General features: G+C 71.3%; 14 protein-coding genes. 6 read left to right on the top strand and 8 right to left on the bottom strand.

Features of this window, described 5'->3' with window-relative positions; all coding sequences use genetic code 11:
- Positions 1–17 precede the first annotated feature (17 nt).
- The 5 genes from pgl to tkt are packed head-to-tail and all read right to left on the bottom strand — an operon-like array spanning position 18 to position 6,654.
- Entirely contained in the window at positions 18–788 is a 771-nt protein-coding gene (gene pgl, locus ACZ51I_RS00635) for a 6-phosphogluconolactonase (protein ID WP_468870578.1), read from the bottom strand.
- Entirely contained in the window at positions 785–1,861 is a 1,077-nt protein-coding gene (gene opcA / locus ACZ51I_RS00630) for a glucose-6-phosphate dehydrogenase assembly protein OpcA (RefSeq protein ID WP_468870577.1), read from the bottom strand. The genes pgl and opcA overlap by 4 nt, the downstream gene beginning before the upstream one ends.
- On the bottom strand, positions 1,858–3,390 hold the full coding sequence (zwf, locus tag ACZ51I_RS00625) for a glucose-6-phosphate dehydrogenase (RefSeq protein WP_468870575.1): 1,533 nt from the start codon (positions 3,388–3,390) through the stop codon (positions 1,858–1,860). The genes opcA and zwf overlap by 4 nt, the downstream gene beginning before the upstream one ends.
- Before the next feature lie 5 nt (positions 3,391–3,395).
- Entirely contained in the window at positions 3,396–4,514 is a 1,119-nt protein-coding gene (gene tal / locus ACZ51I_RS00620; RefSeq protein ID WP_468870574.1) for a transaldolase, read from the bottom strand.
- A 37-nt stretch (positions 4,515–4,551) separates the two neighbouring features.
- Positions 4,552–6,654: a transketolase gene (gene tkt, locus ACZ51I_RS00615; protein WP_468870573.1), complete on the bottom strand. Its 2,103-nt coding sequence runs from the start codon at positions 6,652–6,654 to the stop codon at positions 4,552–4,554.
- A 347-nt stretch (positions 6,655–7,001) separates the two neighbouring features.
- Between tkt and ACZ51I_RS00610 the strand changes: the two genes are divergently transcribed.
- The 3 genes from ACZ51I_RS00610 (at position 7,002) to ACZ51I_RS00600 (ending at position 9,582) form a co-directional block, all read left to right on the top strand.
- Positions 7,002–7,949, top strand: a complete 948-nt coding sequence (locus ACZ51I_RS00610; protein WP_468870572.1) for a heme o synthase — start codon at positions 7,002–7,004, stop codon at positions 7,947–7,949.
- A gap of 114 nt (positions 7,950–8,063) precedes the next feature.
- On the top strand, positions 8,064–8,384 hold the full coding sequence (locus ACZ51I_RS00605; protein WP_468870571.1) for a hypothetical protein: 321 nt from the start codon (positions 8,064–8,066) through the stop codon (positions 8,382–8,384).
- A gap of 70 nt (positions 8,385–8,454) precedes the next feature.
- Positions 8,455–9,582, top strand: a complete 1,128-nt coding sequence (locus ACZ51I_RS00600; RefSeq protein WP_468870569.1) for an amidohydrolase family protein — start codon at positions 8,455–8,457, stop codon at positions 9,580–9,582.
- A gap of 21 nt (positions 9,583–9,603) precedes the next feature.
- Here ACZ51I_RS00600 and ACZ51I_RS00595 read toward each other — a convergent pair whose 3' ends face one another.
- The 3 genes from ACZ51I_RS00595 to ACZ51I_RS00585 all read right to left on the bottom strand — a co-directional run bounded on the left by ACZ51I_RS00595 (position 9,604) and on the right by ACZ51I_RS00585 (position 12,449).
- Positions 9,604–10,575 carry a COX15/CtaA family protein gene (locus tag ACZ51I_RS00595; RefSeq protein WP_468871657.1) on the bottom strand — a complete coding sequence of 324 codons (972 nt, stop codon included), beginning with the start codon at positions 10,573–10,575 and terminating at the stop codon, positions 9,604–9,606.
- A gap of 64 nt (positions 10,576–10,639) precedes the next feature.
- On the bottom strand, positions 10,640–11,434 hold the full coding sequence (locus ACZ51I_RS00590; protein WP_468870568.1) for an ABC transporter permease: 795 nt from the start codon (positions 11,432–11,434) through the stop codon (positions 10,640–10,642).
- Between the two features lie 88 nt (positions 11,435–11,522).
- Entirely contained in the window at positions 11,523–12,449 is a 927-nt protein-coding gene (locus tag ACZ51I_RS00585) for an ABC transporter ATP-binding protein (protein WP_468870566.1), read from the bottom strand.
- A 127-nt stretch (positions 12,450–12,576) separates the two neighbouring features.
- On the opposite strand from ACZ51I_RS00585, the gene ACZ51I_RS00580 reads away from it, so the two are divergent.
- The 3 genes from ACZ51I_RS00580 to sufB all read left to right on the top strand — a co-directional run bounded on the left by ACZ51I_RS00580 (position 12,577) and on the right by sufB (position 15,624).
- A complete protein-coding gene (locus ACZ51I_RS00580) occupies positions 12,577–13,383 on the top strand; it encodes a DUF72 domain-containing protein (RefSeq protein ID WP_468870565.1) in 807 nt (268 codons plus the stop codon).
- A 103-nt stretch (positions 13,384–13,486) separates the two neighbouring features.
- Positions 13,487–14,212, top strand: a complete 726-nt coding sequence (locus tag ACZ51I_RS00575) for a helix-turn-helix transcriptional regulator (protein ID WP_468870563.1) — start codon at positions 13,487–13,489, stop codon at positions 14,210–14,212.
- Positions 14,209–15,624, top strand: coding sequence for a Fe-S cluster assembly protein SufB (gene sufB, locus ACZ51I_RS00570; protein ID WP_468870562.1), 1,416 nt, complete (start codon positions 14,209–14,211; stop codon positions 15,622–15,624). The genes ACZ51I_RS00575 and sufB overlap by 4 nt, the downstream gene beginning before the upstream one ends.
- Positions 15,625–15,680 lie beyond the last annotated feature (56 nt).

Here is a 15,680-nt window from a genome sequence, read left to right as displayed (position 1 = left end):
GCCTCCGTACCGTGCGATCAGGCCGAGGCCGACGGGTACAGGCTCCGCGGCAGCTCCGACGCGGCGGCCGCGTCGAGCAGCCACAGCGTCCGCGAGCGGCCGTAGGCACCGGCCGCCGGGGCCTGCACCTCGCCCGCGCCCGACAGGGCGATCGCCGCGGCCTTCGCCTTGTCCTCGCCGGCCGCGAGCAGCCAGACCTCCTTGGCCGCCCGGATCGCCGGGAGCGTCAGCGTGACGCGCACCGGCGGCGGCTTCGGCGCGCCGCGCACCCCGACCACCGTCCGCTCGGTCTCGCGGACCGCCGGCAGCTCCGGGAAGAGCGAGGCCACATGGGTGTCCGGGCCGACGCCCAGCATCAGGACGTCGAAGGCCGGCACCCCGCCGCCCGCGGCGGCGGCCAGCTCCGCCGCGTACGCGGCAGCGGCGGCGTCGACGTCGTCGCCGTACGGCCCGTCCGAGGCCGGCATGGCGTGCACCCGCGCCGGGTCGAGCGGCACCCGGTCGAGGAGCGCCTCCCGGGCCTGGGTGACGTTCCGCTCGGGGTCTCCCTCGGGCAGGTACCGCTCGTCGCCCCACCACAGGTCGAGGCGCGACCAGTCGATCGCGTCCCGAGCGGGCGCCGAACCGAGCGCCGCGAGCAGGCCGTTGCCGTTGCGGCCGCCGGTCAGCACCACCGAGGCGGAGCCCCGGGAGGCCTGGGCGTCCACGATCTTGGTGATCAGCCGGGCCGCGGCGGCCTCGGCCATCAGCTCCTTGTCACGGTGGACGACCAGCTGAGGGGTGCTCACTTGGCCGCCTTCTTGGCCGGGGACTTCTTCGCGGCCGGCTTGGCGGCGGGGGGCGCGGGGGCCGTCTCCGCGTCCGCCTCCGTCCCGGCAGCGGCTTCCGTCTCCACGGCCGCGTCTATGACGGCCTCGGGGGTGGGGGTCGCCGCCTGCTCGTCGAGCCGCTCCACGCCGAACCTGAGCGCCGTCGCGTAGGTGTCGTCCGGGTCGAGCCGGCGCAGCTCCTCCGCGATCAGCTCGGCCGTGTCACGGCGCTTGAGCGCCACCGCACGGTTCGGCTGTCCCTGGATGGAGAGCGTCGCGAGCGAGCCGTCGGGCCGGTCGAGCACGATCGGGCCGGCGTTGGTCTCCATCCGTACGGAGGTGAGACCGGGCCCCGCCGACGCCGAGCGTCGCACGGGCACCTTCAGCCGGTCCGCCAGCCACATCGCCAGCAGCTCGACGCTCGGGTTGAACTCCTCGCCCTCGACCTCGGCCGAGGTGACCTCGCACACGACCTGGTCGAGCGCGGCGGCCAGCATCGAACGCCACGGGGTGATCCGGGTCCACGAGAGGTCCGTGTCGCCGGGGGTGTACGCGTCCGCGCGCGCGGTCAGCTCCTGGATGGGCTGCTCGGCGGCGTACGTGTCGGTCACCCGCCGCTGGGCGAGCGCGCCCAGCGGGTCGTTCGCCGGGTCGGACGGCGCGTTCACCGGCCACCAGACGACGACGGGGGCGTCGGGGAGGAGCAGCGGCAGGACCACCGACTGGGCGTGGTCGACGACGTCGCCGTACAGCCGGAGGACCACCGTCTCGCCGGTGCTGGCGTCGGCGCCGAGGCGGACCTCGGCGTCGAGCCGCGCCTTGGCGCGGTCCCGCGGGGAGCGCGAGACCCGCTTGATGACGACGAGGGTCCGCGAGGGGTGCTCGCGGGACGCCTCGTTGGCCGCCTTCAGCGCGTCGTAGGCGTTCTCCTCGTCGGTGACGATCACGAGGGTGAGCACCATGCCGACGGCCGGCGTGCCGATCGCCCGCCGCCCGAGCACCAGCGCCTTGTTGATCTTGGAGGACGTGGTGTCCGTCAGGTCGGTCTTCATGGCCGGCGCCAGCTCCTGCCGTCTCGTGCGAGCATCTCGTCCGCCTCGACCGGACCCCAGGTCCCGGACTGGTACTGCGCGGGCTTGCCGTGCGTGTCCCAGAACTGCTCGATCGGGTCGAGGATCTTCCAGGACAGCTCGACCTCCTCGACCCGCGGGAAGAGGTTGGAGTCGCCGAGCAGGACGTCGAGGATGAGCCGCTCGTACGCCTCGGGGCTGGACTCCGTGAAGGACTCGCCGTACGCGAAGTCCATCGACACGTCCCGGATCTCCATCTGGGTGCCGGGCACCTTGGAGCCGAACCGCATGGTGATGCCCTCGTCGGGCTGGACGCGGATGACGATCGCGTTCTGCCCGAGCTCCTCGGTCGCCGTGTGGTCGAACGGGGAGTGCGGGGCACGCTGGAAGACGACCGCGATCTCGGTGACGCGGCGGCCCAGACGCTTGCCCGTACGGAGGTAGAAGGGGACGCCCGCCCAGCGGCGGTTGTCGATCTCCAGCTTGATGGCCGCGTAGGTGTCGGTCTTCGACTGGGGGTCGATGCCGTCTTCCTGGAGGTAGCCGACGGCCTTCGCGCCGCCCTGCCAGCCGGCCGCGTACTGGGCGCGCACGGTGCTCGCACCCAGGTCCTTCGGCAGCCTCACAGCGCCGAGGACCTTGGTCTTCTCGGCCGCGAGCGCGTCCGGGTCGAACGCGGCGGGCTCCTCCATCGCGGTCAGCGCGAGCAGCTGGAGCAGGTGGTTCTGGATGACGTCACGGGCGGCGCCGATGCCGTCGTAGTAGCCGGCGCGGCCGCCGATGCCGATGTCCTCGGCCATGGTGATCTGCACGTGGTCGACGTACGACCGGTTCCAGATCGGCTCGAAGAGGGTGTTGGCGAAGCGGAGCGCCAGGATGTTCTGGACGGTCTCCTTGCCGAGGTAGTGGTCGATGCGGAAGACCGCCTCGGGCGGGAAGACCTCGTGGACGACCTCGTTGAGCTCCTTGGCGGAGACCAGGTCGTGGCCGAAGGGCTTCTCGATGACCGCGCGGCGCCAGGAGCCGTCCTTCTGGTCGGCCAGGCCGTGCTTCTTGAGCTGCCGGACGACGAGCGGGAAGAACTTCGGCGGCACGGACAGGTAGAAGGCGAAGTTGCCGCCCGTCCCCTGTGCCTTGTCGAGCTCCTCGATCGTCGACTTGAGCTGCTCGAAGGCCGTGTCGTCGTCGAAGTCGCCCTGGACGAACCGCATGCCCTGGATCAGCTGCTGCCACACCTCTTCGCGGAAGGGGGTGCGCGCGTGCTGCTTGACGGCTTCGTAGACCTCCTGCGCGAAGTCCTCGTCCGCCCACTCGCGGCGGGCGAAGCCGATGAGCGAGAAGCCCGGCGGCAGCAGGCCGCGGTTGGCCAGGTCGTAGACGGCGGGCATCAGCTTCTTACGGGACAAATCGCCCGTGACGCCGAAGATCACCAGACCCGACGGCCCCGCGATGCGCGGGAGCCGTCGGTCTGCGGCGTCACGGAGCGGGTTGGCTCCGTGGACTGCGCTCAAAGTGCTTACGCCTCCGAAGGTGCGAGGCGCTGAAGCTCCGCCTCGGTGGACTTGAGCAGGTCGTTCCAGGACGCCTCGAACTTCTCGACGCCCTCGTCCTCCAGGAGCTGGACGACGTCGTCGTAGCTGATGCCCAGCTTCTCGACGGCCGCCAGCTCGGTCCGCGCCTGGTCGTAGGTGCCGCGGATGGTGTCGCCGGAGACCTCGCCGTGGTCGGCGGTGGCCTCCAGGGTGGCCTCCGGCATGGTGTTCACCGTGCCGGGGGCGACCAGGTCCACGACGTACAGCGTGTCCTTGTACGCGGGGTCCTTGACGCCGGTCGAGGCCCACAGCGGGCGCTGCTTGTTGGCCTGCGCCTTGTCGAGGGCGGCCCAGCGCTCGCCGCTGAACACCTCCTCGTACGCCTCGTAGGCCAGACGGGCGTTGGCCAGGGCGGCCTTGCCCTTGAGCGCCTTGGCCTCGTCGGTGCCGATGCCGTCCAGACGCTTGTCGATCTCCGTGTCCACGCGGGAGACGAAGAAGGAGGCCACCGAGTGGATCTTGGAGAGGTCGAGGCCGCGCTCGCGGGCCTTCTCCAGACCCGCCAGGTAGGCGTCCATGACCGCGCGGTAGCGCTCCAGCGAGAAGATCAGCGTGACGTTGACGCTGATGCCAAGGCCGATGACCTCGGTGATCGCCGGCAGACCCGCCTTGGTGGCCGGGATCTTGATCAGGGTGTTGGGGCGGTCCACCAGCCACGCCAGCTGCTTGGCCTCGGCGATGGTGGCGGCCGTCTCGTGGGCGAGACGGGGGTCGACCTCGATGGAGACCCGGCCGTCCTGGCCGTCGGTCGCGTCGAAGACCGGCCGCAGGATGTCGGCGGCGTCACGGACGTCCGCCGTCGTGATCATGCGGATGGCCTCGTCGACGGTCACCTTGCGGGCGGCGAGGTCGGCCAGCTGCTGGTCGTACCCGTGGCCCTGCGAGATGGCCTTCTGGAAGATGGACGGGTTGGTGGTGACACCGACCACGTGGCTCTGGTCGATCAGCTCGGCCAGGTTGCCGGACGTGATCCGCTGGCGCGAGAGGTCGTCCAGCCAGATCGCGACGCCTTCGTCGGAGAGGCGCTTGAGAGCGTCTGTCATGAGAGTTGCATCTCCAATTAAGTCGTACGTATGGGCGTCAGCGCGCGGCGGCGGCCAGGGATTCCCGCGCGGCGGCGACGATCGCCTCCGGGGTGAACCCGAACTCGCGGAACAGGACCTTCGCGTCCGCCGAGGCACCGAAGTGCTCCAGCGAGACGATCCGGCCGGCGTCACCGACGTACTTGTGCCAGGTGAGACCGATCCCGGCCTCGACCGCGACCCGGGCCCTGACCGACGGCGGCAGGACGGAGTCCCGGTACGCCTGGTCCTGCTCCTCGAACCACTCCACGGACGGCATCGAGACCACCCGGGTCGGGACGCCGGCGGCCTGGAGCTGCTCGCGGGCCTCGACGGCCAGGTGTACCTCGGAGCCCGTGCCGATCAGCACGACCTCGGGCGCCGCGTTCTGCCCGGAGGGCCCTTCGGCCTCGAAGAGCACGTAGCCGCCCTTGACGGTGTCCTCGTTCGGCGCGTACGTCGGCACACCCTGGCGGGTGAGCGCGAGGCCGTGCGGGGCGCCCTTGCCGAAGACCTTCGTGTGGCGCTGCATGATCTCGCGCCAGGCGAGGGCCGTCTCGTTGGCGTCGGCCGGACGGACCACGTTCAGACCCGGGATCGCGCGCAGCGAGGCCAGGTGCTCCACCGGCTGGTGCGTCGGGCCGTCCTCGCCCAGCCCGATCGAGTCGTGGGTCCAGACGTACGTCACCGGCAGGTGCATCAGCGCGGACAGTCGTACGGCGTTGCGCATGTAGTCGGAGAACACCAGGAAGGTGCCGCCGTAGATGCGCGTGTTGCCGTGCAGCGCGATGCCGTTCATCTCCGCGGCCATGGAGTGCTCACGGATGCCGAAGTGGATCGTGCGGCCGTACTTGTCGGCCTCCGGCAGCGGGTTGCCCTCGGGCAGGAACGACGAGTCCTTGTCGATCGTCGTGTTGTTCGAGCCGGCGAGGTCGGCCGAGCCGCCCCACAGCTCCGGGATGACCGCGCCGAGCGCCTTGAGGACCTGGCCCGAGGCGGCACGGGTGGCGACACCCTTGCCCGGCTCGAAGACCGGGAGCTTCTCGGCCCAGCCGGCGGGCAGCTCGTTGGCCTGGACGCGGTCGAACTCGGCCGCCCGCTCCGGGTTGGCCGTACGCCACTCGGAGAGCTGCTTCTCCCACGCGGCGCGGGCCTCGCGGCCGCGGTCGCCGAGCGCGCGGGTGTGCGCGATGACCTCGTCGGAGACCTCGAAGGTCTGCTCCGGGTCGAAGCCGAGGACACGCTTGGTGGCCGCGATCTCCTCGTCGCCGAGCGCCGAGCCGTGCGCGGCCTCGGTGTTCTGCGCGTTCGGCGCGGGCCAGGCGATGATCGAGCGCATCGCGATGAACGACGGACGCTCGGTCTCGGCCTCGGCGGCCTTGATCGCCGCGTACAGCGCGGCCGGGTCCAGGTCGCCGTTGGCCTGCGGCTCGACGCGCTGGACGTGCCAGCCGTACGCCTCGTACCGCTTCATCGTGTCCTCGGACACGGCCGTCTCGGTGTCGCCCTCGATCGAGATGTGGTTGTCGTCCCACAGCAGGATCAGGTTGCCGAGCTTCTGGTGGCCGGCCAGCGAGGACGCCTCCGCGGAGATGCCCTCCTGCAGGCAGCCGTCACCGGCGATCACGTAGATCCGGTGGTCGAACGGGGAGGCGCCGGTGGCGGCCTCCGGGTCGAAGAGACCGCGCTCGAAGCGGGCGGCCATCGCCATGCCCACGGCGTTGGCGACACCCTGGCCCAGCGGGCCCGTGGTCGTCTCGACGGCGGCCGTGTGACCGTACTCCGGGTGCCCCGGGGTCTTCGAGCCCCAGGTGCGGAAGGCCTTCAGGTCGTCCAGCTCGAGACCGAAGCCACCCAGGTACAGCTGGGTGTAGAGGGTCAGGGACGAGTGGCCGGCGGAGAGGACGAACCGGTCGCGTCCGACCCACTCGGGGTCCGCCGGGTCGTGCCGCATCACCTTCTGGAAGAGGGTGTACGCGGCGGGCGCCAGGCTCATCGCCGTACCGGGATGGCCGTTGCCGACCTTCTGTACGGCGTCCGCGGCCAGGATGCGGGCGGTGTCGACAGCCCGCTGGTCCAACTCGGTCCACTCGAGGTCTGTGGTGGTCGGCTTAGTGCTCACCCTGGGTCAGGGCTCCTCTCCACATGTCTGTAGCCGGTGACTGAGGGTGTACCGGCGTTGTCGAGCCTACCCCCGTGGAACGGCCCTCTTTTCGTGTCCATGCCCCTCAAATGAGCGGAGAAATGAAAGGACACAGCAAGAGTGCCGGTGGTCGTGGGAGTTCGCCTCCCGGGCCGCGCCCGGAGCCGCCCCGAACCGTGTCCACCCCTTGGGACGTACCCCATCAACACGACCCCACCCCCGCGAAGATCGGCGTCTGGGCAACGTCTACAGTGGCGTGGTACGCGCAAGCTCCACCCTGTCCTCACGCGGGGAGCTTGCTGGGAAATTCTCTGTCAGGGGTGTGCGTGACGGCCGTCGAGTCCCGACCCGCAGGGGTCGTCTTGACTCCCAGCCCGGGGGGCCATCGGCCGTTCGGGGCTCGCGTCAAGGCATTCGTGGCGCTGACCAAGCCGCGGATCATCGAACTGCTGCTCATCACGACCGTTCCGGTGATGTTCCTCGCCGAACAGGGAGTGCCGAACCTCTGGCTGGTGCTCGCCACCTGCTTCGGCGGCTACCTCTCCGCGGGCGGCGCGAACGCGCTGAACATGTACATCGACCGGGACATCGACGCCCTGATGGACCGCACCTCCCAGCGCCCGCTGGTCACCGGCGTACTCACCCCGCGCGAGGGCCTCGTCTTCGGACTCACCCTCGCCGTGGTCTCCACGCTCTGGTTCGGCCTGCTCGTCAACTGGCTCTCCGCCGCGCTCTCGCTCGGCGCGCTCCTGTTCTACGTCGTGGTCTACACGATGATCCTCAAGCGGCGCACCGCCCAGAACATCGTCTGGGGCGGCATCGCCGGCTGCCTGCCGGTCCTCATCGGCTGGTCGGCCGTGACGAACTCGATGTCGTGGGCCGCGGTCATCCTCTTCCTCGTCATCTTCTTCTGGACGCCGCCGCACTACTGGCCGCTGTCGATGAAGGTCAAGGACGACTACGCGCGCGCGGGCGTGCCCATGCTGCCGGTCCTCGCCTCCAACAAGGTCGTCGCCAAGCAGATCGTGCTCTACAGCTGGGTCATGGTCGCCGTCTCCCTGCTGCTCACCCCGCTCGGCTACACCGGCTGGTTCTACACGGCCGTGGCGCTGGTCACCGGCGGCTGGTGGCTCTGGGAGGCGCACGGGCTCCTGAACCGCGCCAAGGCGGAGGTGACCGGCGCCAAGCTCAAGGAGATGCGCCTCTTCCACTGGTCCATCACCTACGTCTCGCTGCTCTTCGTGGCGGTCGCGGTGGACCCGTTCCTCCGCTAGGCCTCCGGCGCGGCGCGCTCATCTGATACGGAACGGCGGACGGCCGGGTCACGTGGGACAGCCCACACGGCCCGGCCGTCGCCACTCGATCTACCCCTCGGTAGCATCCGTGTCATGGCAGAAACGAAGCAGGAAGAGCGCAAGGCGGCCAAGCTCGCCAAGGAGATCCAGGCCTTCTCCAAGGCGCACGGCGGCTCCGAGGGGCACCTCGCGCACATCGGCCAGGCGGGCACCCGGATCGTCCTCGTCGGCACCGACGGCGGCTGGGGCGACCTCGTCGCGCCGACGTACGAGATCGCGCGGCAGGCCGCCGAGAAGGCCGGCCTGACCCTCCACGAGGAGTTCGACGGCGAGTTCGCCGCCAAGGTCGCCACCGGCCCGTACGAGTGGACCCGGATGGCCGGCATCCAGATCGGCGGCCCCTCCAACAGCTGAGGCGGCAACCTCGCGCGGGGCTCACCCGTTAGGACGTGTGGAGACACGTCCACACAGGGAGCCCCCCGAGATGATCGACACGCCGGACCTGGTGGACCAGTACTGCCACGGGGTGCTCCGTACGGAACTCGGCCTCGGCACCTTCGAGGCCCGGCTCGGCGCCCACCTCGCAGCCCACCTCGGCGGGGCGGCCGCCCTGCCCGCCGCGGGCACCACCTTCTTCGACACCCAGACCGGCTTCGCCGTGCGCCGCTGGTGCCCGCCGCTCCTCGGCCTCGAACCGCACTGCCCGCCCGCCCGCTACCTCGCCCGCCGCCGGGAACTCGGCGCCGCCGAGGCCGGACGCCGGCTGCTGCGCGCCTCCGGGATCTCCACCTACCTGGTCGACACCGGGCTCCCCGGCGACCTCACGCGCCCCGCCGAGCTCGGCGCGGCGGCCGCCGCCGAGGCCCACGAGATCGTCCGCCTCGAACCCCTCGCCGAACAGGTCGCCGACACCTCCGGCACCGTCGAGTCCTTCCTCGCCAACCTCGCAGAGGCCGTCCACGGGGCCGCCGCCGGCGCCGTGGCCCTCGCCTCCGCGGCCTTCGCCCCCGTGGCGGGAGTACGCCAAGGGCTCACGGCCGCGCCCGAGCCGCCCGGTCCGGGAGAGGTACGCCGGGCAGCCGGGCGCTGGCTGGCCGCGCGCCCGGCCGGCGGCCCGCTCACCGACCCCGTCCTGCTGCGCCATCTGCTCTGGATCGCGGTCACCGCCGGGCGCCCCCTCCAGCTGCACACCGGGGACCGGGACCCGGCCGTCCTGGCCGGCTTCGCCGCCGCCACCGCGGGCCTCGGCACCGACCTCGTCGTGCTGCACGCCTATCCGCACCACCGGGCGGCGGCCCGACTCACCGGTTTTCACCCGCACGTGTACGCCGACCTCGGCCCCGTCCTCGCCCACACCGGGGCCCGGGCGTCGGCCGTCCTCGCCGAGGTCCTGGAACGGGCGCCGTTCGGCAAGCTGCTGTTCTCCAGCGGAGCCCAGGGGCTGCCCGAACTCCACGTGGTGGCGGCCGGCGCGTTCCGCTCGGCGCTCACCCGGGTGCTGGGGGAGTGGGTCATGGAGGGCGCCTGGTCCCGTACGGACGCGCAGCGGGTGGCGACGATGCTCGCGGCCGGCAACGCGAAACGGGTCTACCGGCTCGCGGGGAGCCGGTAGACCCGTCGGGGCCGGGGGCCGTCAGGCCGTGGCCGCGAGTTCCGGGTCGGCCTGGGCGGGGATCGGGGGCGTGGCGAGGGGGCGCTCGCGCAGGCTCAGGGCGAGGCGCAGGACGGCGATCCACATCAGCGAGGAGCCGAGCATGTGGACGGCGACCAGGAGCTCGGGGACACCCGTGAAGTACTGCAGATAGCCCACGCCGCCCTGAAGCGCCAGCACGATCAGCAGGTCGCGGGCGCGGGCCCGGGTGTCGAGGGGGGCGTCCACCACGCGCAGGACCAGCCACATGGCGAGCGCGAGGGCGCAGACGACCCAGGCGGCGATCGCGTGGACGTGGGCGGCGTTCGTCCAGTCCCACGGCATGCGCGGGACGTCGCTGCTGTCGCCGGCGTGCTTGCCGGCGCCGGTCACCGTCGTACCGAGCACGATCAGCAGGCCCGAGAAGAGCGTGATCGCCCAGGACAGCTTCCGGACCGGGCGGGGGACCCGCGGCCGGGGGGCGGTGTCGCCCTCGCCGGTGCGGTGCCAGGTGATGACGGCGACCGTCAGCAGGGAGTTCGCGGCGAGGAAGTGGCCGGCCACGGTCCACGGGTTGAGGCCCATCCACACCGTGACGCCGCCGATGACGGCGTTGCTCATCACGATCCAGAACTGGGCCCAGGCGAGCCGGGTGAGCCCGCGCCGCCACGGCTTGGTGGACCGGGCGGCGATGATCGCCCAGCCGACGGCGGCCGACAGGACGTACGTCAGCATCCGGTTGCCGAACTCGATCGCGCCGCGGTAACCCTGCTCGGGCGTCACGATGAGGCTGTCGTCCGTGCACTTCGGCCAGGTGTCGCAGCCGAGACCGGAACCGGTCAGCCGGACCGCGCCGCCCGTGACGATGATGAGCACGCTCATCACGACGGCGGAGAGCGCTGCGCGCCGGAGCGTCCGGGGAGACGGGGTCCAGCGCCGGGCGATGGAGGCGAGGGGGGTCAGCACGGGCCCTATCGTAGGACGCCGCTTGTGCGCGCTTTCACGAGGGGGGCGTATGCGGCGGAACGGAACCTTGGGGTCACTCCCAGCGGAAGAACTTCGCCGCCGCCCCCAGTCCCAGGACCGCCCAGACGGCCAGGACGAGCGCGTCCCCCCACGGCAGCGGCGCCCCGTTCTGGAGGATGTCGCGCAGGCCGTCCGAGAGCGCGGAGATCGGGAGCAGCGCGAGCACGTCGCCCGCGGCGCCGAACCTCTCCAGCGGGACGATGACCCCGCCGCCCACCAGGAGCAGCAGGAAGACCAGGTTCGCGGCGGCCAGGGTGGCCTCGGCCTTCAGGGTGCCGGCCATCAGCAGGCCGAGTCCGGAGAAGGCGGCCGTGCCGAGGACCAGGAGCAGCACGACGGACAGCGGGCTGCCGTGCGGGGACCAGCCGAGCGCCAGGGCGATCGCGGTCAGGAGCGCGACCTGGAGGACCTCGGTCACGAGGACGGCGAGCGTCTTGGCGGTCATGAGCGCCCAGCGGGGGAGCGGTGAGGCACCCAGGCGCTTGAGCACCCCGTACCGCCGCTCGAAACCGGTCGCGATGGCCTGGCCGGTGAAGGCGGTGGACATCACGGCGAGCGCGAGGACGCCGGGGGCGAGGAAGTCGACGGCCTTGCCGGTGCCCGTGTCGAGGATGTCGACGGTGGAGAACAGCACCAGGAGCAGCGACGGGATGATCACCGTCAGGAGCAGCTGCTCGCCGTTGCGCAGCAGCATCCTGGTCTCCAGGGCGGTCTGCGCCGCGATCATCCGCCCGACGGGAGCGGCCCCCGGCTTCGGTGCGTACGTCCCCCCGGACCCCCGGCCGAGGCGCGTGGTGCCCGACTTCATGACCTCAGCTCCTTGCCGGTCAGCTCCAGGCTGTGCTTGCCCGGGGGGCGACCCCCGGAGCCCCGGCCGATGCGCGCGGTGCCCGACTTCATGACCTCAGCTCCTTGCCGGTGAGCTCCAGAAAGACGTCTTCGAGGGTGTGGCGTTCGACGGAGATGCCCCCGGGCATGACGCCGTGCTGGGCGCACCAGGTGGTGACCGTGGCGAGCAGCTGCGGGTCGACGGTGCCGGTGATCCGGTACGTGCCGGGGAGCGGTTCCTCCGCGGCCGAGCCGTCCGGCAGCGCCTTGAGCAGCGAGCCCAAGTCGAGGCCGGGGCGGCCGGTGAAGCGCAGGGTGTTCTCGGCGCCGCCGCGGCACAGCTCCTCGGGGCTGCCCTGGGCGGCGACCCGGCCGGCGTCGACGATGGCGACGTCGTCCGCGAGCTCCTCCGCCTCCTGCATGAAGTGGGTGGTGAGGACCACGGTCACGCCGTCGGCGCGCAGCTCGCGGACCAGCTCCCAGGTGGCCCGGCGGGCCTGCGGGTCGAGTCCGGCGGTGGGCTCGTCGAGAAAGACGAGCTCGGGGCGGCCGACGACGGCCATGGCGAGTGCGAGGCGCTGCTGCTGGCCGCCGGAGAGGCGCCGGTAGGTGGTGCGTCCGCAGGAGCCGAGGCCGAGCCGCTCGATGAGGGCGTCCACGTCCAGCGGGTGGGCGTGCAGCTTCGCCATGTGGCGGAGCATCTCGTCGGCGCGGGCGCCGGAGTAGACGCCGCCGGACTGGAGCATCACGCCGATCCTGGGGCGCAGGGCGGCGGCGTCGGCGACCGGGTCGAGGCCGAGGACGCGGACGCTGCCGCCGTCGGGCCTGCGGTATCCCTCGCAGGTCTCGACGGTGGTGGTCTTGCCGGCTCCGTTGGGGCCGAGGACGGCGGTGACGGTGCCCCCGCGGACGTCGAGGTCGAGGCCGTCGACGGCGGTCTTGTCTCCGTACCGCTTGACCAGGCCGCGGACCTGGACGACGGGCTCGTTCTCCATGCCGGGAAGTCTAAGGACCCGCCCGGCGCGTCCCGGCCGCGCCCCCGGATTCCGGCCCCCGCCCCGCCCCGGCCCCGGCCGTCCGGCCGGTGGGGGTGAGGCGAGCGGCACGGGGAAGGAGCAGCGTATGCCCGTGTACATCGGCACGTCCGGATGGCAGTACCGGGACTGGCGCGGCGCGTTCTACCCCGCGGGGCTGCCGCAGCGGCTCTGGCTGGAGGAGTACGCGCGCTCGTTCGCGGCCGTGGAGAACAACAACGCCTTCTATCGGCTGCCCGAGCGCCAGACCTTCGCGGCCTGGCGGGAGCGGACGCCCGACGGTTTCGTGATGGCGGTGAAGGCCAGCCGCTTCCTCACGCACATCAAGCGCCTGAAGGACCCCGAGGAACCCGTGGAGCGGCTGATGGGGCGGGCCGAGGCGCTGGGGAGCCGGCTGGGGCCCGTCCTGCTCCAGCTGCCGCCGACGCTGCGCGCCGACGCCGGACTGCTGGACGCGGTGCTCGGGTGTTTCCCCGCCGGGGTGCGGGTGGCGGTCGAGCCGCGGCACGACTCCTGGTGGACGGAGGAGATCGCCGCGGTCCTGAGGGACCGGGGGGCCGCCCTGTGCTGGGCGGACCGGGGCTCGCGGCCGGTGACGCCGCTGTGGCGGACGGCGGACTGGGGATACGTCCGCTTCCACGAGGGCCGGGCGCGGCCCTGGCCCCGCTACGGCCGTCAGTCGCTCGCGACCTGGGCGGACCGGATCGTGGCGGCCTGGCCGGAGGGGGCGGACGTGTTCGCGTTCTTCAACAACGACCCCGGCGGCGCGGCCGTCCGCGACGCGGATTTCTTCGCGCGTCTGGTGGGCTCGCGGGGCCGGACGGTGGTGCGGCCGCAGGGCCGGGGCGGGCCCATCGGCCCTGGTCAGACGCCTCGTGATTCATCCTATGAATGATTGTTTCCGCAGGTCAGGTAAGCCTTACCTGAGTGACGTACCGCACCGTCGTCGCTCCGGACCCCGCTTGTCACTCCCCGATTAATTACGCAACAATGGCGTTGTGAAAAACGTTGGCGCGGCTCCCGTGGAGGAACTCGCGACCCGAGAGCGTTCCACGCGCAACCGGGTCGCGCGGTCGATCCTGGACCACGGTCCCTCGACCGTCGCGGATCTGGCCGGACGACTCCGTCTCACCCAGGCCGCCGTCCGCCGCCACCTGGACTCGCTGGTCGCCGAGAACGTCGTCGAAGCCCGTGAGCAGCGCGTCTACGGGACCCGTTCCCGCGGCCGCCCCGCGAAGGTCTTCGCCCTCACCGACTGCGGCCGGGACGCCTTCGACCAGTCGTACGACTCCCTCGCCGTCGAGGCGCTCCGCTGGATCGAGCGCAACGCCGGAGGGGAGGCGGCCGTCGCCGCCTTCGCCCGCGACCGGATCGAGGCCCAGGCCGGGGCGTACCGCGAGGCCGTCGGGTCGGCCGAGCCCGCCCAGCGGACGGAGGCGCTGGCCAAGGCCCTCACGGCGGACGGGTACGCTGCCACTGCGCGGAACGCGCCGGTCGGCGAGCAGCTCTGCCAGCACCACTGCCCGGTCGCCCACGTCGCCGAGCAGTACCCCCAGCTGTGCGAGGCGGAGACGGAGTTCTTCTCCCGCCTCTTGGGAACGCACGTCCAGCGTCTGGCCACCATCGCGCATGGTGACGGCGTCTGCACCACGTTCATCCCGCACAGCGCCCCACAGACCAACGAATCAGCATCCGCAAGTACGGCCGGGAGGAACCCCGCATGACCACCGAGATCAGCCACCCCGAGCTCGAGGGCCTGGGTCGGTACGAGTACGGCTGGGCCGACTCCGACGCGGCCGGTGCCACCGCCAAGCGCGGTCTGAACGAGGACGTCGTCCGCGACATCTCCTCGAAGAAGAACGAGCCCGAGTGGATGCTGAAGCTGCGCCTCAAGGGTCTGCGCCTCTTCGGCAAGAAGCCCATGCCGACCTGGGGCTCCGACCTCTCCGGCATCGACTTCGACAACATCAAGTACTTCGTGCGGTCCACCGAGAAGCAGGCCGAGTCCTGGGAGGACCTGCCGGAGGACATCAAGAACACGTACGACAAGCTCGGCATCCCCGAGGCGGAGAAGCAGCGCCTCGTCGCCGGTGTCGCCGCCCAGTACGAGTCCGAGGTCGTCTACCACCAGATCCGTGAGGACCTGGAGGAGCAGGGCGTCATCTTCGTCGACACCGACACCGCGCTGAAGGAGCACGAGGAGCTCTTCAGGGAGTACTTCGGCACCGTCATCCCGGTCGGCGACAACAAGTTCGCCTCCCTGAACACGGCCGTCTGGTCCGGCGGCTCGTTCATCTACGTGCCGAAGGGCGTGCACGTCGAGATCCCGCTCCAGGCCTACTTCCGCATCAACACGGAGAACATGGGCCAGTTCGAGCGGACGCTGATCATCGTCGACGAGGACGCCTACGTCCACTACGTCGAGGGCTGCACCGCCCCCATCTACTCCTCGGACTCGCTGCACAGCGCCGTCGTCGAGATCATCGTGAAGAAGGGCGGCCGCTGCCGCTACACGACCATCCAGAACTGGTCGAACAACGTCTACAACCTGGTGACCAAGCGCGCCGTCGCCTACGAGGGCGCCACCATGGAGTGGGTCGACGGCAACATCGGCTCCAAGGTCACCATGAAGTACCCGGCCGTCTACCTCATGGGCGAGCACGCCAGGGGCGAGACCCTGTCCATCGCCTTCGCGGGCGAGGGCCAGCACCAGGACGCCGGCGCCAAGATGGTCCACATGGCCCCGAACACCTCCTCCAACATCGTCTCCAAGTCGGTGGCGCGAGGCGGCGGCCGCACCTCCTACCGCGGTCTCATCGAGATCGGCGAGGGTGCCCCGGGCTCCAAGTCCAACGTCCTCTGCGACGCGCTGCTCGTCGACACGATCTCCCGCTCCGACACGTACCCCTACGTGGACGTGCGCGAGGACGACGTCTCCATGGGACACGAGGCCACCGTCTCCAAGGTCTCCGAGGACCAGCTCTTCTACCTGATGAGCCGCGGCCTCACCGAGTTCGAGGCCATGGCGATGATCGTCCGCGGCTTCGTGGAGCCCATCGCCAAGGAGCTCCCGATGGAGTACGCCCTGGAGCTCAACCGGCTGATCGAGCTGCAGATGGAAGGCGCGGTGGGCTAGAGCGCCCCCCAGACCAGGCAAACGACCCGGGCTCAGTCGCTGAGCCCCGCGAGCCC

It is taken from the genome of Streptomyces sp. NPDC034084 (assembly GCF_055575535.1).
This window is presented reverse-complemented; position numbering and strand designations above follow the sequence as displayed.

Excerpts from the sequence above, each read along its gene's own strand:
- opcA (WP_468870577.1), bottom strand. The coding sequence starts at position 1,861 with ATGAAGACCGACCTGACGGACACCACGTCCTCCAAGATCAACAAGGCG.
- tal (WP_468870574.1), bottom strand. The coding sequence starts at position 4,514 with ATGACAGACGCTCTCAAGCGCCTCTCCGACGAAGGCGTCGCGATCTGG.
- ACZ51I_RS00605 (WP_468870571.1), top strand. The coding sequence starts at position 8,064 with ATGGCAGAAACGAAGCAGGAAGAGCGCAAGGCGGCCAAGCTCGCCAAG.
- ACZ51I_RS00600 (WP_468870569.1), top strand. The coding sequence starts at position 8,455 with ATGATCGACACGCCGGACCTGGTGGACCAGTACTGCCACGGGGTGCTC.
- ACZ51I_RS00590 (WP_468870568.1), bottom strand. The coding sequence starts at position 11,434 with ATGAAGTCGGGCACCACGCGCCTCGGCCGGGGGTCCGGGGGGACGTAC.
- ACZ51I_RS00585 (WP_468870566.1), bottom strand. The coding sequence starts at position 12,449 with ATGGAGAACGAGCCCGTCGTCCAGGTCCGCGGCCTGGTCAAGCGGTAC.
- ACZ51I_RS00580 (WP_468870565.1), top strand. The coding sequence starts at position 12,577 with ATGCCCGTGTACATCGGCACGTCCGGATGGCAGTACCGGGACTGGCGC.
- sufB (WP_468870562.1), top strand. The coding sequence starts at position 14,209 with ATGACCACCGAGATCAGCCACCCCGAGCTCGAGGGCCTGGGTCGGTAC.